Source organism: Zobellella sp. An-6 (assembly GCF_052487945.1).
In genome coordinates this window covers 3216200-3237720 of sequence record NZ_CP199259.1, presented here as the reverse complement: position 1 = coordinate 3237720, position 21521 = coordinate 3216200, and the positions used below count along the sequence as shown (strand labels likewise).

Annotated in this window: 18 protein-coding genes; 13 read left to right on the top strand and 5 right to left on the bottom strand. The window is 65.7% G+C overall.

Going from position 1 to position 21521, the window contains the following annotated elements; translation table 11 throughout:
- Positions 1-28 precede the first annotated feature (28 nt).
- From ACT7DK_RS15110 to ACT7DK_RS15100, 3 genes are read left to right on the top strand one after another with little or no spacing between them, the layout of a single operon-like run.
- A complete protein-coding gene (locus ACT7DK_RS15110; RefSeq protein WP_445400571.1) occupies positions 29-907 on the top strand; it encodes a putative selenate ABC transporter substrate-binding protein in 879 nt (292 codons plus the stop codon).
- Positions 907-1578, top strand: a complete 672-nt coding sequence (locus tag ACT7DK_RS15105) for an ATP-binding cassette domain-containing protein (protein WP_445400569.1) — start codon at positions 907-909, stop codon at positions 1576-1578. Before ACT7DK_RS15110 ends, ACT7DK_RS15105 begins: the two co-directional genes overlap by 1 nt.
- Positions 1578-3056 (top strand): PhnE/PtxC family ABC transporter permease, encoded by a 1479-nt coding sequence (locus ACT7DK_RS15100; RefSeq protein WP_445400567.1) that lies wholly within the window; start codon positions 1578-1580, stop codon positions 3054-3056. The genes ACT7DK_RS15105 and ACT7DK_RS15100 overlap by 1 nt, the downstream gene beginning before the upstream one ends.
- A 3-nt stretch (positions 3057-3059) precedes the next feature.
- Here the strand turns inward: ACT7DK_RS15100 and fabG are convergent, their stop codons facing one another.
- Both fabG and ACT7DK_RS15090 read right to left on the bottom strand, forming a co-directional pair.
- Entirely contained in the window at positions 3060-3812 is a 753-nt protein-coding gene (fabG, locus tag ACT7DK_RS15095; protein ID WP_445400565.1) for a 3-oxoacyl-ACP reductase FabG, read from the bottom strand.
- A gap of 182 nt (positions 3813-3994) precedes the next feature.
- Positions 3995-4864: an AraC family transcriptional regulator gene (locus tag ACT7DK_RS15090; RefSeq protein ID WP_445400562.1), complete on the bottom strand. Its 870-nt coding sequence runs from the start codon at positions 4862-4864 to the stop codon at positions 3995-3997.
- A gap of 190 nt (positions 4865-5054) precedes the next feature.
- Here ACT7DK_RS15090 and ACT7DK_RS15085 point away from each other — a divergent pair, with 190 nt between their 5' ends.
- The 6 genes from ACT7DK_RS15085 (at position 5055) to ACT7DK_RS15060 (ending at position 12660) form a co-directional block, all read left to right on the top strand.
- Entirely contained in the window at positions 5055-6437 is a 1383-nt protein-coding gene (locus ACT7DK_RS15085) for an MATE family efflux transporter (RefSeq protein ID WP_445400560.1), read from the top strand.
- 277 nt (positions 6438-6714) lie between these two features.
- Positions 6715-7971: an ABC transporter substrate-binding protein gene (locus ACT7DK_RS15080; RefSeq protein WP_445400558.1), complete on the top strand. Its 1257-nt coding sequence runs from the start codon at positions 6715-6717 to the stop codon at positions 7969-7971.
- A 52-nt stretch (positions 7972-8023) separates the two neighbouring features.
- Complete coding sequence (locus ACT7DK_RS15075) at positions 8024-9142, top strand: carbohydrate ABC transporter permease (protein ID WP_445400556.1); 1119 nt, start codon at positions 8024-8026, stop codon at positions 9140-9142.
- A gap of 2 nt (positions 9143-9144) precedes the next feature.
- On the top strand, positions 9145-10047 hold the full coding sequence (locus ACT7DK_RS15070) for a carbohydrate ABC transporter permease (RefSeq protein WP_445400554.1): 903 nt from the start codon (positions 9145-9147) through the stop codon (positions 10045-10047).
- Positions 10048-10058: 11 nt separating this feature from the next.
- Positions 10059-11513, top strand: a complete 1455-nt coding sequence (locus ACT7DK_RS15065) for a glycoside hydrolase family 32 protein (protein WP_445400552.1) — start codon at positions 10059-10061, stop codon at positions 11511-11513.
- A gap of 16 nt (positions 11514-11529) precedes the next feature.
- Positions 11530-12660 (top strand): ABC transporter ATP-binding protein, encoded by a 1131-nt coding sequence (locus ACT7DK_RS15060; protein WP_445400550.1) that lies wholly within the window; start codon positions 11530-11532, stop codon positions 12658-12660.
- 552 nt (positions 12661-13212) lie between these two features.
- Here ACT7DK_RS15060 and prfC read toward each other — a convergent pair.
- From prfC to sorT, 3 genes are all read right to left on the bottom strand, one after another.
- Complete coding sequence (gene prfC, locus ACT7DK_RS15055; protein WP_094039118.1) at positions 13213-14799, bottom strand: peptide chain release factor 3; 1587 nt, start codon at positions 14797-14799, stop codon at positions 13213-13215.
- Positions 14800-14935: 136 nt separating this feature from the next.
- Complete coding sequence (gene sorU, locus ACT7DK_RS15050) at positions 14936-15247, bottom strand: SorU family sulfite dehydrogenase c-type cytochrome subunit (protein ID WP_445400547.1); 312 nt, start codon at positions 15245-15247, stop codon at positions 14936-14938.
- Between the two features lie 55 nt (positions 15248-15302).
- Positions 15303-16532: a SorT family sulfite dehydrogenase catalytic subunit gene (sorT, locus tag ACT7DK_RS15045; RefSeq protein ID WP_445400545.1), complete on the bottom strand. Its 1230-nt coding sequence runs from the start codon at positions 16530-16532 to the stop codon at positions 15303-15305.
- A gap of 192 nt (positions 16533-16724) precedes the next feature.
- Between sorT and ACT7DK_RS15040 the strand changes: the two genes are divergently transcribed.
- The 4 genes from ACT7DK_RS15040 (at position 16725) to ACT7DK_RS15025 (ending at position 21436) form a co-directional block, all read left to right on the top strand.
- On the top strand, positions 16725-17297 hold the full coding sequence (locus ACT7DK_RS15040; RefSeq protein WP_445400543.1) for a tRNA-uridine aminocarboxypropyltransferase: 573 nt from the start codon (positions 16725-16727) through the stop codon (positions 17295-17297).
- A 569-nt stretch (positions 17298-17866) separates the two neighbouring features.
- Positions 17867-19114: a urate hydroxylase PuuD gene (locus ACT7DK_RS15035; protein ID WP_445400541.1), complete on the top strand. Its 1248-nt coding sequence runs from the start codon at positions 17867-17869 to the stop codon at positions 19112-19114.
- A gap of 106 nt (positions 19115-19220) precedes the next feature.
- Positions 19221-19988 (top strand): TatD family hydrolase, encoded by a 768-nt coding sequence (locus ACT7DK_RS15030; protein WP_445400539.1) that lies wholly within the window; start codon positions 19221-19223, stop codon positions 19986-19988.
- Positions 19989-20155: 167 nt separating this feature from the next.
- Positions 20156-21436 (top strand): NupC/NupG family nucleoside CNT transporter, encoded by a 1281-nt coding sequence (locus ACT7DK_RS15025; RefSeq protein WP_445400537.1) that lies wholly within the window; start codon positions 20156-20158, stop codon positions 21434-21436.
- The last annotated feature ends 85 nt before the right edge of the window (positions 21437-21521 follow it).

The following is a 21521-nucleotide window of genomic DNA, read 5'->3' as shown; positions in this document are numbered from 1 at the left end:
TTCCCGCCTTTTTCCGGATGAGTCGACCATGAAGATGACCCCTGCTTTGCGTGCCCGCCTGCTGGGCCTGATGACCCTGTGCCTGGGCTCCCTGGCCCAGGCCGCGCCTTTTGTGTTCACCGCCATCCCCGATCAGGACGAGCGCCACCTGACCGAGCGCTTCGGCAAGATTGCAGACTACCTGTCTGAAAAGCTGGACGTGGAGGTGCAGTACATTCCGGTGAAGAGCTACCCGGCGGCGGTGAGCGCCTTTCGTAACGATCAGGTGCAGTTGGCCTGGTTCGGCGGCCTGACCGGGGTGCAGGCCCGCGAGCTGGTGCCGGGCAGCGAGGCCATCGCCCAGGGGGTGGAGGACACCGAATTCGTCAGCTACATCATCGCCCACGCCAGTACCGGTCTGGGCGAGAGTGAGCAGTTACCCGCCGGGCTGGCCGGCAAGCGTTTCACCTTCGGCGACAAGGGCTCCACCTCCGGCCGGCTGATGCCCGAGTTCTACCTGCGCCAGCACTTCGGCCAGGCGCCGGAGCAGCTGTTCTCCCGGGTCGGCTTTTCCGGCGACCACAACCGCACCATCAGTCTGGTGCAGTCCGGCGCCTTCGAGCTGGGCGCGGTGAACTACGCGGTGTGGGAGGCGGAAAAGGCCAAGGGCAATATCGACGAGAGCAAGGTCGGGGTGATCTGGGCCACCCCCGCCTATCCCGACTACCAGTGGAGCATCCGCGGCGACGTGGACGCGCGCTTCGGCGCCGGTTTCAAGCAGAAGGTGCAGCAGGCGCTGCTGGAGATGAAAGACCCCGAGCTGCTGGCGGCCTTCCCCCGCTCCGGCTTTATCGCGGCGAGCAACGACGACTACGCCCCCATCCGCGACACCGCCGTGGCCATCGGCATCATGGATCCCGAGCCGTAATGGACAAGGGCGTCAGCCTGTTCCGCTTCCACCAGGATACCCTGGGCTACGCGGGTACGCCCGTGCTGCGCGAGCTGTCGCTGGAGGTGAGGGAAGGGGACAAAGTCGCCCTGCTGGGTGAGTCGGGCACCGGCAAGAGCACCCTGCTGCGCCGGCTGCGCGAGCTGCGCCCGCTGGAAGTGGCCTGGTGCCCGCAACAGCCGGGGCTGGTGCCCATGCTGTCGGCCTTTCACAACATCTACATGGGGCGGCTCGAGCGCCATCCCTTCTGGTACAACCTGGCCAACCTGGTGCGGCCCCTGGCCCGGCCCCGGGCCGAGATCACCGCGCTGGCCAGCCAGCTGGGGCTGGCCGGCCAGCTGTGGACCGCCGCCGAGCGGCTCTCCGGCGGCCAGCAGGGCCGGGTCGGCCTGGGCCGGGCCCTGTACCAGCAAAAGCCCATCTTTATCGGCGACGAGCCGGTGTCGGCACTGGACGAGCGCCAGGCCGACGAACTGCTGCGGCTGGTCTGTGCCCGCCACCATACCGTGGTGCTGGCGCTGCACAACGTGGAGCAGGCACTCACTCACTGCACCCGCATCGTCGGCCTGCGCCAAGGGCGGGTGGTGCTGGACGCGGCCAGCCAGGCGCTGACCCCGGACCAGTTGCGCACCCTGTACCGGAGCCGCTGATGGCCCAGCCGCAACCGGCCCGGGCCATGGTGCACAGCAGCCTGCTGTTCCTGCTGCTGGCGCTGTTGTGCCTGCCCTGGGCCGATCTGTCCGTCACCGCCCTCGACCCCTGGCACGAGCTTTCCCGCCTGGGCGCCGGCCTGCTGCTGCCGGCCCCGCCCGAGGCGGGGACCCTGCTGTCCGCCCTCGCCAACACCCTGGCCTTCGCCCTGCAGGGGGTGGCCCTGGGCGCGGTGCTGGGGCTGGGGCTGGCGGCGGGCTACCGCCTGCCCTGGGTACGCCGGCTGGCGGCGTCCCTGCGGGCGGTGCACGAGCTGTTCTGGGCGCTGCTGTTCATCCAGTTGCTGGGGCTCACGGCGCCGGCCGGGGTGCTGGCCATCGCGCTGCCCTACGCCGGTACCTTCGCCAAGATCTACGGCGAGTTGTTCGAAGAGGCGGATCCGGCGCCGGAGCAGGCGCTTGCACCGGGCATCGGCGGCCTGTCCCGGCTGCTGTTCATCCAGTTGCCCCTGTGCTGGCGGCAGATGGCCACCTACACCGGCTACCGGCTGGAGTGCGGCATCCGCAGCTCGGCGGTGCTGGGCTTTATCGGCCTGCCGACCCTGGGTTATCACCTGGAATCCCTGCTGCGCCAGGGCTACTACGACGAGGCGGCGAGCTTCTTCTACGCCCTGGTGCTGATCATCGCCACCATCAAGTGGTGGCTCCGGCCCCGGTTGGTGCCGCTCTACCTGCTGGCGGCGCTGCTCTGGCTGCCGCCGCTGGCCGGGCTGGACTGGGCGCTGATGGCGCGCTTTTTCACCCAGGACATAGTGCCCGCCCCGCTGCGGGTCGGCGACTGGGCCGGGCTCTGGCCCTGGCTGGGGGCGCTGTGGCGGGGGCAGATGGCGCCCGGGCTGTTCAACACCCTGGTGCTGGCGCTGCTGGCGCTGGTGGTCACCGCGCTGCTGGCGCTGGCCTGGTTCCCGGCCATCTCGCGCCGCTTCGGCAACCCGGCCAGCCGTACCCTCAGCCACTGGTGGCTGGTGCTGATGCGCTCCCTGCCTGAATACCTGCTGGCCTTTATCGGCATGCTGCTGCTCGGTCCGGGCATGCTGCCGGCCATGCTGGCGCTCGGTCTGCACAACGGCGCCATCATCGCCCACCTGCTGGGGCATCATCTCAATGGCCTGGTGCTGCGGGAGGACGCTCCCCGCGGAGTGAATCTTTACCTGTTCGAGGTGCTGCCCCGGCTGTACCGGGCCTTTATGGCCTACAGCCTGTACCGGTTCGAGAACCTGATCCGGGAAACGGCGATACTGGGCATGCTGGGCATTCCCACCCTGGGCTTTTTTATCGATTCGGCGTTCAGCGAGTTCCGCTTCGACCGGGCCATGGCGTTGCTGCTGGTGTGCGCCGGACTCAATATCCTGGTGGATGCCCTGGCCCGGCGCCTGCGCCGCCGGCTGCACCTGAGCAGCCGGGCGGAGGTGTTGTGAGGATTAAAGCACCAGGCCGCCGTCGATTTTCAGCACCTGGCCGGTGATATAGCGTGAGCGCTCGCTCGCCAGGAACAGCACGCCCTCGGCGATGTCCCGGGGTTCGCCCAGCTCGCCCAGGGGGATGCGGGAACGCATCTTGTCCAGTACCTTCTCCGGCACCGCCTGGGTCATCTCGGTGTTGATAAAGCCGGGGGCGATGCAGTTGGCGCGGATCTGGGCGCCGCCGCGGGCGAATTCCTTGGCCCAGCCCTTGGTCATGGCGATCACGCCGCCCTTGCTGGCGCCGTAGTTGCTCTGGCCGATGTTGCCGTCGGTGCCGACGATGGAGGAGATGCTGACGATGCTGCCTTTGTTCTGCACCCGCATCAGCGGCAGCATGGCCTGGGTCATCATGAACACGCCCTTGAGGTTGACGTTGAGCACCAGATCCCAGTCCGATTCGGTCATCTTGTCGAGCAGGGCGTCGCGGGTGATGCCGGCGTTGTTCACCAGCACGTCCACCCGGCCGTGCTCGGCCAGGATGCGGCCGCTCAGCTCGGTCAGGGCGGCCGGATCGCACACGTCCAGGGTGGCGCCGGTCACGTTGGGGTAATCTTCCATCCAGCCCAGGGCCGGGGTCAGGTTGATATCGCAGGCATAGACCCGGGTGGCGCCGGCTCGGGCCAGGGTTTCGCTGATGGCCCGGCCCAGGCCCCGGGCGGCGCCGGTCACCACGCAGATCTTGCCGTTCATGTCTTCGTTAGGCTGGTTCATGGTCGTTTTCCTTTATCGTGGGTTGATGGCCCGCCCCAGTGGTTGGACCATAGGGCCTATTTTAGCCTATTTTTTGCGCTGCATTGTGACGGATATCTGATTTAATCTTTGTTTAACGGCATGTTATACAAAATTAACATAACAACTCGAGTTTTTATTTTGCTGTGCAGTGTAATGGGTGGCTAGCGCCTGGCGGCCGCATGGGCCTGGGCCCGGTAATGGGAGGGGGAGACCCCGGTCTGGTGGCGGAACCAGTGGCTGAAGTTGAAGGCGTCCGGGTAGCCGACCCGCTGGGCGACCTGGCTTATCTGCCAGTTGCTGTGGGCCAGCAGCTCCCGCGCCCGCTGCAGCCGGAGCCGGGCCAGCCGGTGCATGGGGCTCTGGCCGTAGAGCTTGCGGCAGACCCGGTTGAGGTGGGGCACCGAGCAGTGCACCTCTTCCGCCAGGGCGGCCTGGCTCCATTTCTGGTGCAGCTGGGCCTCGAGCCGGGCGAACAACTGGCGTACCGCCATCTCCAGCCGGCTGAAGCCGCCCTGCTGCGACAGGATCTCGGTGAGCAGCTCGTGCACCAGGGTCAGCAGCGGCCGCCGGCGCGGGGTGCGGCTCTGGTGGTAGAGGCTGTCCAGCAGCGGCGCCAGGGCCCAGACCTGATCATGCTGGAAAACGTCGCTGTCGTGCTCCCGCAGCCGGGCCCAGGTGCCGCTGTCGCGCAGCAGCAGCCAGGCCATGTGCCAGTCGTCGCCGTCCAGCTCGAACAGGAAGGGGCGGCCCGCCGGCAGCAGGGTGACGCTGCCGGGCGGTATCGCCAGTTGCCTGCCCGGCAGCGACAGCCGGCCCCGGCCGGCGGTGGTGAACAGCAGGGTGTGCAGATCCGGCGCCTTCTGGCCGACCTGGTACCGGCCCTGAAGTACACTGACCCCGCCCAGGTGCAGATCGTAGTCCTGCATCTCCGGTACCTCCTCGGTGATCAGGAAGCGCTCCCGGCACTCGGGCCCCAGCACGAGCAGGTCCTGGAACTCATCATGATTCAAATTCACAGGTTGTTGATTCATATGTACATAGCCTGTTTTTCATGCGCCCACTAGAATAGCCCCATAATAACTACTTCTCCAGCCTGTTCCCCGGCCATTTCCGGTCACGGCGGCAGGCCGCTTGTTTCACTATCCATCTTTTTTCACATTACCGGAGCATTCCGGGGACAGCCGTTGCCGTGGTGGCGGGGCCGACCCGGCGGGGGGCATTATGGGTTATCGACAATTCTGGCGGCAGGTGATGAGCCTGGCGCTGCCGGTGGCGGTGCAGTCGGCGCTGGTGGCGGCGCTGGGTATGGCCGACGTGCTGATGGTCAGCCACCTGGGCAACGAGGCGGTGGCGGCGGTGGGGCTGTCGGCCAAGCTCAACTTCGTGCTGATCCTGGTGATGGCGGCCATCGGCACCGGCTGCTCCATCATGGTGGCCCAGTATTTCGGCGCCGGCCGGCGCGACAAGGTGCGCCAGACCCTGGCCTGCGCGCTGCTGCTGGGCACCCTGGTGATGCTGCCCTTCACCCTCTGGCTGCTGGGCTGGTCCGAGCCGCTGATCCGCCTGGGCAGCAGCGATCCCAACGTGGTCGAGCTGGGCACCGTATATCTCACCCTGATCGGCCTGACCCTGTTCACCACCCAGGGCATCATCGTCTACGAGTCGGCCATGCGTTCCATCGGTCGCGCCGACTGGCCGCTCAAGTACGCGGCGGTGGCCATACTGCTCAACATCGCGCTCAACTACTGGCTGATCAACGGCGGCCTGGGGCTGCCGGCCCTGGGCGTGACCGGGGCGGCCATCGCCACCGTGCTGGCGCGGCTGTTCCAGTTCGGCTGGATCCTCTGGGAGCAGCAGCAGCGACCGGAGCTGCGCCTGGAGGGCGCCACCTGGCGGGCGCTGCGCGGCACCCGGCTGCCGGGGAATTTCATTGCCCTGACCTGGCCGCTGGTGGCCAACTTTACCCTGTGGTCGGCAGGCTCGCTCGGCTATCACCTGATCGCCGGCCGCCTGGGCACGGTGCCGCTGGCGGTGATGAGCCTGCTGGCGCCGATAGAAGGCATGTACCACGCCTTCTTCTTCGGCCTGGTCAGCGCCTGCGGCATCATGATCGGCCAGCGCCTGGGGCGGGATCAGTTTGCCGAGGCCCGCTGGCTGGCGCACCGTTTCCTGTGGATAGCGCCGCTGGGCTCCCTGCTGCTGGGGCTCATGCTGCTGGCGGCCTCGCCGCTGCTGCTGGGCTGGATGCAGATGCCGGACGCCGACACCGCCTACCAGACCCAGCTGGCGATGGTGGTGATGTGCCTGGGGTTCTGGGTCAAGGTGTTCAACATGACCGCCATCCAGGGCATATTGCGCTCCGGCGGCGACAGCCGCTTCTGCCTGGGCATGGACATGGTGGCGATGTGGATCATCGGCCTGCCGCTGACCTGGCTGGCGGCCTTTTTCTGGGAGCTGCCCTTCGTCTGGGTGTACGCCATGGTGCTGAGCGAGGAGGTGGTCAAGGCGCTGGGGGTGTACTGGCGGATCCGCAAGGGCTACTGGCTGGCAAACCTGACCGAGCCGGAAGCGCGGCCAACGGCGATGGCCGAGCCCGCGGCCTAAAGCGCAGCAGGAGAAAGAGGGGAGGCGAAAGCCTTCCTTTTTGTTTAGCAAGGGGTTAGCCCTCTGCCGGCCGCCGGGGGCGGTCCGGATGTATTTGTAGCCTGGATCACAGGGTGGCTGAAACGATTTTGTAACCTTGCTCACAGAAATGACGCATTTGTGGTTTAGCTGGTTGCTAAACCGATTTAGCTTGCGCTAGTTTGTCTATCGAACCCGAACTTGACCCAAGTTCCCCGTCAGTGATGCAGCCCCGGCTGCCTTGTTACAAGGATGAACAATGCGCACTTTTTCCCGTACCCTGCTTGCTACCCTGCTCACCGGCCTGTCCGCCCAGGCACTGGCCCAGCCGGTGGAAATCCGCGCCTGGCGCCACGACACCAACGAGAACGAAATCGCCGCCTCCCAGGCGGCCATCGCCCGCTTCAACGACAGCCAGAACGACTACCGGGTGGTGGTGGAGCTGATCCCCGAGGGCGCCTATACCGAAACCATCAACGCCGCGGCCCTGGCCGGGCGCCTGCCCTGCGTGCTGGACATGGACCAGCCGGTGGTGCCCAACTTCGCCTGGGCCGGCAACCTGGCGCCCCTGGACGGGCTGCTGGATCCGGCCCTGCTGAACCAGATAGCGTCCACCGGCAAGGGCCGCTACCAGGGTAAGGTGTATTCGGTGGGCCAGTACGACGTGGCCCTGTCGCTGTTCACCCGCCAGAGCACCCTCGACAAGCACGGCATCCGCAAGGCCACCCTGGAGCAGCCCTACAGCCGCGAGGAGTTCGACCAGATCCTGGCCAAGATTAAGGCTTCGGGGGATTTCTTCTATCCCTTCGACATCAACACCAGCTGGAGCGGTGAATGGGCCTCCTACGGCTTCGCCCCCTTCCTGCAGAGTTTCGGCGGCGACCAGATCGATCGCGCCAGCTACCTGGCGTCCGAGGGCGAGCTCAACGGCGAGGCCGCCGAGGCTTGGGGCGAGTGGATGAGAGCCTTGGTGACCAAGGGCTATATCGACCGCCGCGCCGCCGACGACAAGGGCTTCCTGCGCGGCCGGGTGGCCATCCACTACAACGGCTCCTGGGCGGTGGGCGAATACAGCGAATTGCTGGGGGACGATCTGGTGGTGATGCCGACCCTGGATCTGGGTCATGGTCCGGTGATCGGCAGCGGCTCCTGGCACTGGGGCATCAGCAGCAGCTGCCCGGACAAGGAAGGCGCCGCCCGTTTCGTCAGCTTCCTGCTGCAGCCGGAGGAGATCGCGGCCATGGCCGACGCCACCAGCCTGATCCCCACCTCGGCGGCGGCGGCGGCCCTGACCGAGCACTACCGGGAAGGGGGCAGCCGGCGCATGTTCTACGACTATTCCGAGCGCTTCGCCCGCATCCGCCCCGAGACCCCGGCCTACCCGGTGATCAGCAGCAGCTTCGAGAAGGCGGTCAACGACATCCTCGACGGACGGGACGTGCTGGATTCCCTGGACGCGGCGGTGGCGGTGATCGAGCGCAACATCCGCGACAACAACGGTTACGGCTTCCAGTAACCCCCATGGGCCCGCCCGGCGCGGGCCCCGGCTCCCGTTCACAGGACTCGACATGATGCCCTCCCAAACCCTGCGGCAGCCGGCGGCGACGGCCGCCCGCCCCAAGGACACCCTGGCCCGGCGGCAGCGCTTTTACGGCTGGCTGCTGGGCAGCCCCGCCTTCTTCGGGCTGGCGCTCTTCATCCTGGTGCCCTTCGTGATGGCGATAGTGCTGTCGTTTACCAACCAGCGGCTGCTGTCGCCCAACGCCACCGAGATGGTGGGCCTGCGCAACTACGACCGGCTGCTGGCGGTGACCTGGCTGACCCAGGATGCCCGGCGCGACGAGGCGGGCGCTATTCTGCGGGCCGCCGACGGCGCGCCCGAGTTCGAGCGGCTGCGCACCCTGCTCCGCGCCAACCCGGACTACCGGGACTACAGCGAACTGGCGACCTTCACCTTCAACGAGTCGCGGCTGGTGCTGCTGGCCAAGGATCCGCTGTTCATCAAGTCCTTCGGCAACACCCTGAAGTTCGCCTTCATGGTGATCCCCCTGCAGTGCGGCGCCGCCCTGCTGCTGGCGCTCTTGGTCAACCTGGGGCTGAGGGGGACCAATTTCTTCCGCACCGCCTATTTCGCGCCCGTGGTGACCTCCATGGTGGTGGTGTCCATCGTCTGGACCTTCCTCTACCACAAGGACACCGGCCTGATTAACGAATTCCTGAAGACCCTGTCCTTCGGCCTGATCGGGGACATCGACTGGCTGGGCAGCCCGGCCTGGTCGATGCCGGCCATCGTCGTCATGTCGGCCTGGCAGGGGGCCGGCTACCAGATGCTGATCTTCCTCGCCGGCCTGCAGAATATCCCCGAGGATCTGTACGAGGCGGCCTCCCTCGACGGCGCCAACGGCTGGCAGAAGTTCTGGCATATCACCCTGCCGGGGCTGCGCAACACCACCATCTTCGTGGTGATCTCCACCACCATCGCCGCCTTCGGCCTGTTCACCCAGGTGGACGTGATGACCGCCGGCGGGCCTGCCGACTCCACCAGTACCGTGATGTACCACGCGGTGCGCAAGGGGTTCCGCGAGCAGGACATCGGCTACGGCGCCACCATCAGCGTGATCTACTTCCTGGTGATCCTGGCCATCGCCCTGGGCCAGAAATACTACTTCGACAAGCGGGAGAAATAAGCATGAGCGCCTCTTCGTCCTCCATGGTCGATCCCAACTTCATCTACAAGCGGATCCTGACCTACGCCGTGCTGGTGCTGCTGGCCTATGTGTTCCTGTTTCCGCTGCTGTTCATGGTGATCTCCTCGTTCAAGCCCCAGCAGCAGATCTTCTCCGATCTCTACTCGATCCGCGCCCTGCTGCCGGTGGGGGAGGTCTCCCTCGACAACTACCGGGCGGTGTTCCGCAAGAGCGCCATCGAGACCATGTTCCTCAACTCGGTGATCATCACCGGCACCACCGTGGTGCTGGGCCTGCTGGTCAACAGCCTGGCCGCCTTCGCCCTGAGCCGGCTGCGCTGGAAGGGGCAGCAGCTGATGCTGACCCTGGTGATAGCGCTGCTGATCATCCCCTTCGAGGCCATCTCGGTGCCGCTGCTGATGCTGGTGGCGCACCTGCCCTGGATCGGCTGGGAAAACGGCCAGTTCGTGCTGCACGGCTCCTGGCTCAACAGCCTGCAGGTGCAGATACTGCCGATGGTGGCCAACGCCTTCTCCATCTTCCTGTTCTACCAGTTCTTCCGGGACATCCCGAAAGACTTCGACGAGGCGGCGGCCATCGACGGCGCCAGCCCCTGGCAGATCTACTGGAAGGTGATAGTGCCCATGTCCTGGCCGGTGTTCGCCACCGTGGCCATACTGCAGTTCCTGCACATGTGGAACCAGTACCTCTGGCCCATCATGGTGGTGCAGGGCGAGGCCGCCCGGCCGCTGCAGCCGGGCATCCAGCAGTTCTTCGGCACCACCACCGAGTGGGGCGAAATCATGGCCTACGCCAGCATGGTGACGGTCCCGGTATTGATTGTGTTCCTGGCGTTCCAGAAGCGGTTCGTCCGCAGCATGGCCAGCGCCGGCGTTAAAGGATAAGGAGAATCGAGATGACCAAGCAGGACCCCTACCGTCCGTTGTTCCACTTTACCCCGCCTTTCGGCTGGATGAACGACCCCAACGGCCTGGTGTACCACAGGGGAGAATTCCACCTCTGCTACCAGTACCATCCCATGGACACCGTCTGGGGGCCCATGCACTGGGGCCACGCGGTGAGCCGGGATCTGCTGAGCTGGGAGCACCTGCCCATCGCCCTGGCGCCGGACGCCGCGGGCATGTGTTTCTCCGGCACCGCCACCGCCGATGTTGCCAACAGCACCGGCCTGGTCGGGCCCGAAGGGGGGCTGCTGGCCTACTACACCATCGCCGCCGAGAAGAGCGAGGGCGACCGGGACTTTCCCCAGTCCCAGGGGCTGGCCTACAGTACCGACGGCGGCCGCCGCTGGCAGCGCTATGCCGGCAACCCGGTGCTGCCCAACCCAGGGCTGCAGGATTTTCGCGATCCCAAGGTGTTCTGGCACGGGCCCAGCCAGCACTGGATCATGGTGGTGACCCTGGGCCAGAAGGTGGGCATCTACCGTTCCGCGGACGGCCTGGACTGGCGCTTCTGCTCCGAGTTCGGCGAAGGGGAGGGCGCCCACGATCACCTGGCCTGGGAATGCCCGGATCTGTTCGAGATCCCGGTGGCGGGCAGTGACGAGAGCCGCTGGATCCTGATCGTCGGCATCCAGCGCCAGGCCTATGTACCCGGCTCCGGCACCCAGTATTTTGTGGGCCGCTTCGACGGCGAGCGCTTCGTCAACGACAATGCGCCTGACACCGTGCTGTGGCTGGACCATGGTCGCGACTACTACGCCAGCCAGACCTGGGCCGATGTGCCGGCCGAGGACGGCCGCCGCCTGGTGCTGGGCTGGATGAGCTGCTGGCCCTACGCCAACCAGACCCCCACCGCGAACTGGCGCTCGGCCATGAGCCTGCCCCAGACCCTGACCCTGAAGGCCACCGACCAGGGGCTGCGCCTGCACCGGGCCTTCGTGGCCGAGCTGGAGGCCTTCGAGCGGCCGGAGCGGGTGCTGGCCTGCGGTGAGGTTGGCGCCGGCGAACTGCTGGCCGCCGACTGGCCCGAGGCGGCCCGGCTGCAGCTGGCGCTTGAGCTGGCGGAAGGCAGCGAGCTGCGCATCAGCCCCACCGGGGAGGCGGACTTTATCCTGTTCCGCCGGGACGGCCGCCTGGGCCTGCGCAGCCGGCGCCGGGGCCGGATCGGGGTGGCGGAATTCGACGAGCACTACCCCCACGACTACGAGCTGGATCTGGGCGCCCCGCGCCCGCTCAGCCTGGACCTGCTGCTGGATCGCTGCTCGGCGGAGCTGCTGCTGGACGACGGCCGCTACGGCATGACCCAACTGCTGTTCGGCGACAGCCCCCGCCGCTGCCGGCTGGCGGTGGAACGGGGCAGCCTGGTGCTGGAGCAGGGACACTGGCTCGGCCTGAGCCGAAGCGCATAAGCGGAGGACGCGAACAATGGCGGATTTAGTACTGAACAAGGTGATCAAGCGCTTCGGCGAGGTGCAGACTATCCACGGGGTGGATCTGGACATCCGCCACGGCGAGTTCGTGGTGTTTGTCGGCCCCTCGGGCTGCGGCAAGTCGACCCTGCTGCGCATGATCGCCGGGCTGGAGACGGTAAGCGGGGGCGACATCATTATCGACAACCAGAGAGTCAACGAGGTGTCGCCCTCGGAGCGGGGCATCGCCATGGTGTTCCAGTCCTACGCCCTCTACCCGCACATGACGGTGCGCGACAACATGAGCTTCGGCCTGCGCCTGGCGAAGAAGAGCAAGGCGGAAATAGAGCAGCGTGTGGGCGAGGCCGCCCGCATCCTCAAGCTGGAGCACCTGCTCGACCGGCTGCCCAAGCAGCTGTCCGGCGGCCAGCGCCAGCGGGTGGCCATCGGCCGCACCATAGTGCGCAACCCCAAGGTGTTTCTGTTCGACGAGCCCCTGTCCAACCTGGACGCCGAGCTGCGGGTGCAGATGCGGGTGGAGATCTCCAAGCTGCACGAGCAGCTCGGCAACACCATGGTCTACGTGACCCACGATCAGGTGGAGGCCATGACCATGGCCGACAAGATAGTGGTGCTGCGCGACGGCCGGGTGGAGCAGGTGGGAGCGCCGCTCGAGCTCTACCACAACCCGGTGAACCAGTTCGTGGCCGGCTTTATCGGCTCGCCGCGGATGAACTTCCTCAACGCCGAGGTGGTGGCGGCCGAGGGCCGGCAGGCCCGGCTGCGGCTGAGCGGCGGCGAGCGTTTCGAGCTGACCCTGGATCGGGAAGTGGCGGTGGGGGAGGTGCTGCTGCTGGGCATCCGGCCCGAGCACCTGCTGGTGGACGAGCCGGCGGACGTCAGCCTGACGCTGGCAGTGGAGGTGGTGGAAGCCCTGGGCGGCAGTACCTTCGCCTACAGCCGCTACGCCGGCGAGGACGAGGTGGTGGTGGTGACCGACGGCGGCCACCTGATCCGCCGGGGCAGCAGCATCCAGGCCGGCTTCCGGCTGGAGCACCTGCACCTGTTCGACACCAGCGAGGGCTGTTGCAGCCTGCTGCAGCAGCAGAAGGCACCGCAGGTGGCCAAGATACTGGCCGCTGCCTGATAACCTGTTTACGCCCTTTGCGAGGCTGTCTATTGCGGCTCAGGGAAGAGACAACAGGGCTACCTTCGCCGACACGCTTCGGGACCTGACACTCGCCGTTTCAGCCTGCTGCGAACATTCGCTGGATGTTCGGTCAGGCTGAAACGACTCGTCACGGCGAGCAAGCTCACCCCCTGTGACGCTCGGCACATGCCGAATGTCGAGGAAACCGCCGGTATCGCCGCGCTGCGACTTGCCACTGGCAACTCGGTCGCAGCGATACCTCCGGTGCAAGGCGCTTCGCGCCCCCTGGCATGTGACGGTCGGTGGAGGCAATCCCTGTTGCCTCTTTTCAGCCCCGGCGCCGTTTTAGGGGGGGAGTCAGCAGGCGGCGGCGAACGATACGGAGGACAAAGGGAACGGCTCCGCCGACCCTCCGCGCCAGGGAGGGCGCGGCGGAGCCTCCATGGATGGATTTACGGCGTGTCGGCGGAGTTGGCCCTTTGGCCGACTTATGCGGTCATGACAACGGCTTTGTCATCAAGTGAAACGGCGCCCTTGGGCGCCGTTTTGTCAGTGTTCCCGGGTCTTGCGGAACTGGATGTCCGGGTAGCGTTCTTGGGTCAGGTTGAGGTTGACCATGGTGGGGGCGATGTAGGTGAGGTTGTCGCCGCCGTCGAGCGCCAGGTTGAGGGACACCTTGCGCTGGAACTCGTCCAGCTTCTTGGGATCCTTGCAGTACACCCAGCGGGCGGTGGACACGTTCACCGCCTCGTACAGGGCGTCCACGTTGTACTCGGACTTGAGCCGGGCCACCACCACGTCGAACTGCAGCACGCCCACGGCGCCCACGATCAGATCGTTGTTGTCGAGCGGGCGGAACACCTGCACCGCGCCTTCCTCGGAGAGCTGCACCAGCCCCTTGAGCAACTGCTTCTGCTTGAGCGGGTCGCGCAGCCGGATGCGGCGGAACAGCTCGGGGGCGAAGTTGGGGATGCCCGAGAACTTGAGATCCTCGCCCTGGGTGAAGGTGTCGCCGATCTGGATGGTGCCGTGGTTGTGCAGGCCGATGATGTCGCCGGCATAGGCTTCTTCCGCCCGCTCCCGGTCGCCGGCCATAAAGGTCACGGCGTCGGAAATGTTGACCAGCTTGCCGATGCGCACGTGCTTCATCTTCATGCCCTGGCTGTACTTGCCGGACACGATGCGCATAAAGGCGATGCGATCCCGGTGCTTGGGATCCATGTTGGCCTGGATCTTGAACACGAAGCCGGAGAACTTCTCTTCCGAGGCCTTCACTTCCCGCTCGTGGGTCTGCCGCGGCATTGGCGCCGGCGCCCATTCGGTGAGGCCGTCGAGCATGTGGTCCACGCCGAAGTTGCCGAGCGCGGTGCCGAAGAACACCGGCGTCAGCTCGCCGGACAGGAACAGCTCCCGGTCGAACTCGTGGGAGGCGCCCATCACCAGCTCCAGCTCCTCGCGCAGCTGGGCGGCGAAGTCGTCGCCGATGGCCTGGTCCAGCTCGGGGTTGTCCAGGCCCTTGACGATGCGCACTTCCTGGATGGTGTGGCCCTGGCCGGACTGGTAGAGGATGGTCTCGTCCCGGTGCAGGTGGTAGACCCCCTTGAACAGCTTGCCGCTGCCGATGGGCCAGGTGACCGGGGCGCACATGATGTTGAGCTCGGTTTCCACCTCGTCCAGCAGCTCCATGGGATCGCGGATGTCCCGGTCCAGCTTGTTCATAAAGGTGACGATGGGGGTGTCGCGCAGCCGGGTCACTTCCATCAGCTTGCGGGTGCGGTCTTCCACGCCCTTGGCGGCGTCGATCACCATCAGGCAGGAGTCCACCGCGGTCAGGGTGCGGTAGGTGTCTTCCGAGAAGTCTTCGTGACCGGGGGTGTCGAGCAGGTTCACCAGGCGGTCGTTGTAGGGAAACTGCATCACCGAGGTGGTGACCGAGATGCCCCGCTCCTTTTCCATCTCCATCCAGTCGGACTTGGCGTGCTGGTTCGAGCCCCGGCCCTTGACGGTGCCGGCGGTCTGGATGGCGCGCCCGTGCAGCAGCACCTTTTCGGTGATGGTGGTCTTACCCGCGTCCGGGTGCGAGATGATGGCGAAAGTACGGCGCTTGGCCACTTCCTGCTGGAATGATGATGACATGGTCGGCGATCTTCTAGGTTGATGAGGGAGCGGGGGCAACAGACGAGGGCCTTGCTCACCGGCGACAGATAAACGGCCGCTATTGTCCCCGATCCGCGCCCGATCCTCAATCGGCAGATTGCATCCGTCGCCGGGGCTATTGCCCCGCCGCCCGCTCCACATAGCGGGCCAGGTCGGCGATCTGTTCGGGGCTGAGGCTGTCCTTGAAGGCCGGCATGATGCCCACGCCGTTGGTGACGGCCTGCACCACTTGCGCTTCGGTGGGCTTGAGCTCGTCGAGGCTGGGCCCTATCTGGCCGTCGGCCCCGGCGTCCTTCAGGCTATGGCAGAGGGCGCAGGAGGGCTGGGCCAGCTCCAGAAACACCCGTTTGCCGGCCTCGGGATCGCCCCCGGCCTGCGCCGGCAGGCAGAGGGCCAGGCCGAAGAGGACGGCTGTCGGTCGCCACATGGCGGCTCCTTGATGTTGTGGTGGAAAGGGCAGGCGAGCGCCTGCCCGCCCGGCCTCAGGCGACGGTGAGGGGCACGCCGTGATCCCGCCAGCCGTTGTGGCCATAGCCCCGTTCGTTGTCGACCCGCTCTTCCGGCTGCACCTGGCCCTGGTCGTCTCTGGCCCGGCTGACCAGGCGATACTCCCCCGGCACCAGCTCGGCCGCCAGCACGAAGGGGCGCCAGGCGAAGCGGCCCAGATCCGGCCCGAGAAAGCGCGCCTCGGCCCAGCGGCTGCCGCCATCCACCGACACCTCGACCCCGGCCAGGCCGTGCACGCCACCGAAGGCCACGCCGTAGATCAGGGTGCGGCCGGGGCTGGCGGAGGTCAGCGGCGAAGTCACCCAGGACTTGACCGGCATCTCCCACATGGAGGGCTGGTCCGGCGAACCCGACACCCCCACCTCCCGTACCCGGTAGCCGGTGGCCTGGATGGCGGCATCGGTCTGCCCGGCGGTGAAGGCGACCTGGCGGACGTACTTGACGTTATTGACCCCGTAGTAGCCGGGGATCACCAGCCGCACCGGGCCGCCGTGGGCCAGGGGCAGGGGCTCGTCGTTCATCTCCCACACCAGCATGGCCTGCTCCAGCGCCGCCAGCGGCACCGAGCGCTCCACCATGACCGTTTTGGGATCCAGGCCGGCGGGGATGGTCTCGCCGCCGGTGCCGGTGAGGTAGTTCATGCCCTCGGCCACGCCGCCCAGTTCACGCACCACCTCGCGCAGTGGAACCCCGGTCCAGGCCACGCAGCCGGCGGCGCCCACCGTCCAGGGCGTGCCGCTGGCGCCGTGGGGAAAGAAGGCCCGGCCGTTGCCGGAACACTGCAGCACGCTGACCACCGTCTCCACGCCGATGCGTTTCAGCTCCGCCAGGGTGAGGGCCCTGGGATGGTTGACGCCGGCGATGTTGACCTCCCAGCCCTCGATGTCCTGCATGATGCCGGCGTCGGGGGCGGGCAGGTTGTTGCGCACGAACAACTGGTCGCTGGGGGTGAGCACCCCGCGGCCGATGGCGTCGCGCCGGGTTTCCAGGGTGTTGGTGCTGTGCATGATCAGGGCATCGGCGTTTTTCCAGCCGACATAGTCCGGCAGGGGCGCCTCCTGGGACCAGGCGCGGGGGGCCAGGCCAACCAGGCCGGCGCCGGCCAGCAGGCCGGCGCCACCCAGCAACAACTGGCGCCGTTCGGGGTTGAGGGGGCCGGCGGCGCCGGATGCGGTGTCGCTTTCGTGATGGAGGAACTCAGACACGACCAATCTCCTTATGGTTGCGCGTTGGGCAGCCGTCGATGGCTGTACGGACTCTATTAAAGGTCTATGCGCTGGTTAAAAAAGTGTCAATCAACAAAAGCTTTATTAATAAGATCTAATGTTTTCGGGGTTCATCCGGACGGGGCTTGCCGCTATGATCCGCGCTTTATGCCGAGATAAAGGGCCGAACCCATGCCCCGTCCATACTGCCGCGGCTGCCGTTTGCCGCAGAATGCCTGCCTGTGCGCCGCCGTGTACTGCCAGCCCTGTCCCCTGCCGGTGGTGGTGCTGCAGCACCCTTCCGAGGCGACGCATGCCAAGAGCACGGTACCCTTGCTGCAACTGGGCCTGAGTGGGCTCAGGATCGAGGTGGCGGAAACCATGGCTCCCCCACCGGGGAACTGGTGGTTGCTGTATCCTGGTGGGAACGCGGTTGATCTGGACGATGGCGGGCCGGGCCCGGACGTGCCGGTCGAGGGGCTGATCGTGCTGGACGGCACCTGGCGCAAGAGCCGGCGCCTGCTCCATCTCAATCCCTGGTTGCAGCACCTGCCTAGGCTCAGCTTCAGCCGGGCACCGGCGGGCCGCTACGCCATCCGCAAGGGGCCGGGCGGCCAGTCCCTCTCTACCCTGGAAAGCCTGGCCCATGTGCTGGGTCGGTTATCCCCCGGCTTCGATTCCGCCCCCCTGTACCGGCTGCTGGAGGCCAGGGTGGCCCAGTTCCAGCTGCATCGACCATGCCATGGAAGGGAGGAAGCAGGGTGATCCTGTGCCCGGGAGACATCATGCCGCCATCGTCTGGGGAGACTGGTTTATGGCCGGCGCTTGACCGCCTTCCCGGGGCTGGCGCACCGGCCCCTTACCTCCTATTAAGGCCTTGAATGAGTCCTCATTGGCATTGCCGGTGTCTCTGTATACAAGAATTCACACAGCCTTTTGTCACACCTTCTCCCCCATCTGCCCTTGGCGAGCCGCCGCTCCCGGATCTACTCTCTTGGATTGGGGGGACTCCGACGCGCCGTGCCGGCTGAACGATACTTTTCCTTGGGTTTTTGATTATATTTATGAAAATTAAGGTTTTTTTTGTTTTTTGTGAAAGTTGTCACCGTGAAAATCGGCGGGCTGCAAGAAATTTCTTGTTAAATAACATTGACAAACATCATATAATTGAAAAAAATCAAACCACAAATTGTCAACATTTTAAATTTTAAAGTGTATACAGTTTTACCAAGAAGGCAGCGCATGTGGTCTCAGCTCCCGCCCCAAGCAGGCAGGGCATCTGTTTCGATGCGCTAGGGTCTAAGTAATAAATATGAAACAGAGAAGGTAATACCATGGAAGCGTATCTGCTGGAATTTGGTAACTTGTTGCTGAGATGGCTGCACGTCATTGCCGCCGTCGCCTGGATCGGTGAGTCCATCTACTTCGTGATGCTGGACAATGGCCTGAAGCCGCCCAAGTCGGAAGAATGCAAGAAAAAAGGCGTGTTCGGCGAGATGTGGGCCGTGCACGGCGGTGGTTTCTACCACAACCAGAAGTATGCCACCAGCCCCGAAAAGCTGCCGGACGACCTGCACTGGTCGTTCTGGAAGTCCTACACCACCTGGCTGTCGGGCTTTGCCCTGTTCGCCCTGCTGTACATGACCAAGCCGAGCTTCTACCTGGTCAACCCCAACTCCCCCTGGGAGTGGGCCGCCGGCATGACCGGCTGGCAGGCCAACATCGTGGCCCTGGTGTTCCTGGCTTCGGGCTGGATCGTGTACAACGAGCTGTGCAAGCGCATCAGCCCCAACATGGAGCGCGATGGCGTGCTCAGTATCGCCGTGGCGGTGATGATGGTGGCGGTCGCCTATCTGAGTTCCCATATCTTCTCCGGTCGGGCCGCCTTCCTGATCACCGGCGCCGTCATGGCCACCGCCATGTCCGCCAACGTGTTCTTCTGGATCATCCCGGGCCAGCGCCGCATGGTGAAAGCCTTGAAGGCCGGTGAAACGCCCAACCCGATCGACGGCAAGCGCGGCAAGCAGCGTTCGGTGCACAACACCTATTTCACCCTGCCGGTGCTGCTGTTGATGCTGAGCAACCACTACTCCTTCACCTACAACCACCCGCAGGCCTGGGTGATCATGACGCTGTTCATCTTTGCCGGCGCCCTGATCCGTCAGTACTTCGTGCTGATGCACTCCGGCCAGCACAAGCCGGCCTATCCGGCGGTGGGGGTGCTGCTGATCCTGGCGGTGGTGTGGATTGCCGCGCCCGTCAGCCAGGCACCGGTCGCGGTCTCTGCGCCGGTATCCGGTGAGGCGGCCGACGGCGCCGAGGTGCAGAGCGCTCCCGCCGTTACCCTGGCCCAGGTACAGGGCATCATGGAAGCCCGCTGCGTGCAGTGCCACGCGGCCCAGCCGACCCAGCCCGGTTTCGCCTCCGCCCCCGCCGGCATGATGCTGGAGACCGAGCAGCAGACCCAGATCCTGGCCAACCAGGTCAAACAGGTGGTGGCCAGTGGCTACATGCCCCTGGGCAACATGACCCAGATGACCGACGAAGAGCGGGCCCTGATCGCGGCCTGGAGCGGCAACTAAGCCTCTCCCCGGTGATCACCTCCTGGCAAAGCCCGCGTCATGCGGGCTTTGCCATTTCCGGGGAAGTGGCTAAGCTGGGCCCATGCCTTCTTTCTCGCCGGATCTCATGCAACTGACCGACAGTCACTGCCATTTCGACTTTGCCGCCTTCGACGACGACCGGCCGGGCCACTGGCAACGGGCCAACGCGCTGGGGGTGCGCCGCCTGGTGATCCCCGGGGTGGGAGAGGCCCAGTGGCCGCGGCTGCCGGCCCTCTGCGCTGGACTGGGGGGCGTGCATTACGCCCTGGGGTTGCATCCCTGGTGGGTGGAGCGGGCGTCCGCCGACTGGCAAGGGCGGCTGGTAACGGCTCTGGACGAGGCCGATCACCGCTGTGTCGCCCTGGGCGAGATGGGGCTGGATGCGGCCATCCCACTGCCCCTGGCGGAGCAGGAAGCCGCCTTGCTGTTCCAGCTAAGGCTGGCCCGGGAGCGGGCGCTGCCGGTGATACTGCACAGCCACAAGAGCCACGACACTCTGCTGAAATGGCTGCGCCGCCATCCCCCCAAGGGTGGGGTGGTGCACGGCTTTTCCGGCTCCCTGCAACAGGCGCAGGCCTTCTGGGCGCTCGGCATTCACCTCGGGGTGGGCGGCACCATCACCTATCCGAGGGCCAGCAAGACCCGCCACACCCTGGCCGCCATGCCGGTGGACGCCCTGGTGCTGGAAACCGACGCCCCCGACATGCCCCTGTGCGGCTTTCAGGGCCAGCCCAACCATCCCGCCCGCCTGCCCCTGGTGCTGGCCGCGCTCGCCGAGCTGCGCGGCGAGGAGCCCGAGTCACTGGCCGCACAACTGGAAGCCAATGTCGAACGGCTGTTCGGCTGGTCCTGAGTGCCTCAAGAAAAACGTTTTCGTTCTAAAAACCATAATTTTATTGCCATTTTTCTCGATTATTGCACCCATTTTCCTATTCTGTTCTCAGCGAACTCGTATAATCCCGCCCAACTGACAATGACTGTCGGGCCTTTGTTTCTAGCTGCAACTGAAAGGATAGAACTATGACGTTGATCATGAGTCTGGTGGGGATGGCGACGCTTATCCTTATCGCCATACTGTTTTCGAGCAATCGCCGCGCCATCCGACTGCGTACCGTGGGTGGCGCCTTCGGCATCCAGGCCGGCCTGGGCGCCTTCGTGCTCTACGTGCCCGTGGGCAAGGACATACTGCAGTCCATCTCCGCCGGCGTGTCCCAGGTGATTGCCTATGCCAACGACGGCATGGGCTTCCTGTTCGGTGGCCTGGTGGGCGATGCCGCCTTCGAGAGCGGCCTCGGCTTCATCTTCGCCCTGCGGGTGCTGCCGATCATCATCTTCTTCTCCTCGCTGATCGCCGTGCTCTATTACCTGGGCATCATGCAGTGGGTGATCCGCATCCTGGGCGGCGCCCTGCAGAAGGTGCTGGGCACCTCCCGCACCGAATCCATGTCCGCCACCGCCAACATCTTCGTGGGCCAGACCGAAGCCCCGCTGGTGGTGCGTCCCTTCATCGCCAAGATGACCGACTCCGAGCTGTTCGCGGTGATGTGCGGCGGCCTGGCCTCGGTGGCCGGCTCGGTGTTGGCTGGTTATGCCTCCATGGGCGTGCCCATGGAATACCTGATCGCCGCCTCCTTCATGGCGGCCCCCGGCGGCCTGCTGTTCGCCAAGCTGATCATGCCCGAGACCGACACCCCCGAGGTGGACGAGTCCAGGGTCAACGCCGACATTCCGGAAGAGGAAAGGCCCGCCAACATCATCGACGCCGCCGCGGCCGGCGCCACCTCCGGCATGATACTGGCGATGAACGTGGGCGCCATGCTGCTCGCCTTCATCGGCCTGATCGCGCTGATCAACGGCATGCTGGGCGGCGTCGGCGGCTGGGTCGGCATGGATAACCTGAGCCTGGAGCTGCTGCTCGGCTGGCTGTTCTCGCCCCTGGCCTTCCTGCTGGGCGTGCCCTGGGAAGAAGCCACCATCGCCGGCTCCTTCATCGGCCAGAAGCTGGTGGTCAACGAATTCGTGGCCTACATCAACTTCGCCCCCTACCTCAGCAACGAACTGCTGGTGGAAGGCACCGGCCAGGCCATGTCCGACCACACCAAGGCGATCATCTCCTTCGCCCTGTGCGGCTTCGCCAACCTGTCCTCCGTCGCCATCCTGCTCGGCGGCCTGGGCGGCATGGCGCCGAACCGCCGCCACGACATCGCCCGCTTCGGCCTCAAGGCGGTGCTGGCCGGCACCCTGTCCAACCTGATGTCCGCCACCATTGCCGGTTTCTTCCTGGCCTTGGCGGCACTGTAAAAGGATTAGGCGAGCCCTTTCCCCGGTCTGTTGATGAGTCACCCGGCAGCCACTGCCGGTTGGCCGACTTGCTCGGCAGGTATCA

What these genes read in the sequence shown, in the direction of transcription:
- prfC (WP_094039118.1), bottom strand. Translation starts at nt 14,799, where the DNA reads ATGTCATCATCATTCCAGCAGGAAGTGGCCAAGCGCCGTACTTTCGCC.
- ACT7DK_RS15110 (WP_445400571.1), top strand. Translation starts at nt 29, where the DNA reads ATGAAGATGACCCCTGCTTTGCGTGCCCGCCTGCTGGGCCTGATGACC.
- ACT7DK_RS15085 (WP_445400560.1), top strand. Translation starts at nt 5,055, where the DNA reads ATGGGTTATCGACAATTCTGGCGGCAGGTGATGAGCCTGGCGCTGCCG.
- ACT7DK_RS15070 (WP_445400554.1), top strand. Translation starts at nt 9,145, where the DNA reads ATGAGCGCCTCTTCGTCCTCCATGGTCGATCCCAACTTCATCTACAAG.
- ACT7DK_RS15030 (WP_445400539.1), top strand. Translation starts at nt 19,221, where the DNA reads ATGCAACTGACCGACAGTCACTGCCATTTCGACTTTGCCGCCTTCGAC.
- ACT7DK_RS15040 (WP_445400543.1), top strand. Translation starts at nt 16,725, where the DNA reads ATGCCCCGTCCATACTGCCGCGGCTGCCGTTTGCCGCAGAATGCCTGC.
- ACT7DK_RS15080 (WP_445400558.1), top strand. Translation starts at nt 6,715, where the DNA reads ATGCGCACTTTTTCCCGTACCCTGCTTGCTACCCTGCTCACCGGCCTG.
- ACT7DK_RS15090 (WP_445400562.1), bottom strand. Translation starts at nt 4,864, where the DNA reads ATGAATCAACAACCTGTGAATTTGAATCATGATGAGTTCCAGGACCTG.
- ACT7DK_RS15075 (WP_445400556.1), top strand. Translation starts at nt 8,024, where the DNA reads ATGATGCCCTCCCAAACCCTGCGGCAGCCGGCGGCGACGGCCGCCCGC.
- ACT7DK_RS15065 (WP_445400552.1), top strand. Translation starts at nt 10,059, where the DNA reads ATGACCAAGCAGGACCCCTACCGTCCGTTGTTCCACTTTACCCCGCCT.
- fabG (WP_445400565.1), bottom strand. Translation starts at nt 3,812, where the DNA reads ATGAACCAGCCTAACGAAGACATGAACGGCAAGATCTGCGTGGTGACC.
- sorU (WP_445400547.1), bottom strand. Translation starts at nt 15,247, where the DNA reads ATGTGGCGACCGACAGCCGTCCTCTTCGGCCTGGCCCTCTGCCTGCCG.
- ACT7DK_RS15025 (WP_445400537.1), top strand. Translation starts at nt 20,156, where the DNA reads ATGACGTTGATCATGAGTCTGGTGGGGATGGCGACGCTTATCCTTATC.
- ACT7DK_RS15035 (WP_445400541.1), top strand. Translation starts at nt 17,867, where the DNA reads ATGGAAGCGTATCTGCTGGAATTTGGTAACTTGTTGCTGAGATGGCTG.
- ACT7DK_RS15060 (WP_445400550.1), top strand. Translation starts at nt 11,530, where the DNA reads ATGGCGGATTTAGTACTGAACAAGGTGATCAAGCGCTTCGGCGAGGTG.
- ACT7DK_RS15105 (WP_445400569.1), top strand. Translation starts at nt 907, where the DNA reads ATGGACAAGGGCGTCAGCCTGTTCCGCTTCCACCAGGATACCCTGGGC.
- ACT7DK_RS15100 (WP_445400567.1), top strand. Translation starts at nt 1,578, where the DNA reads ATGGCCCAGCCGCAACCGGCCCGGGCCATGGTGCACAGCAGCCTGCTG.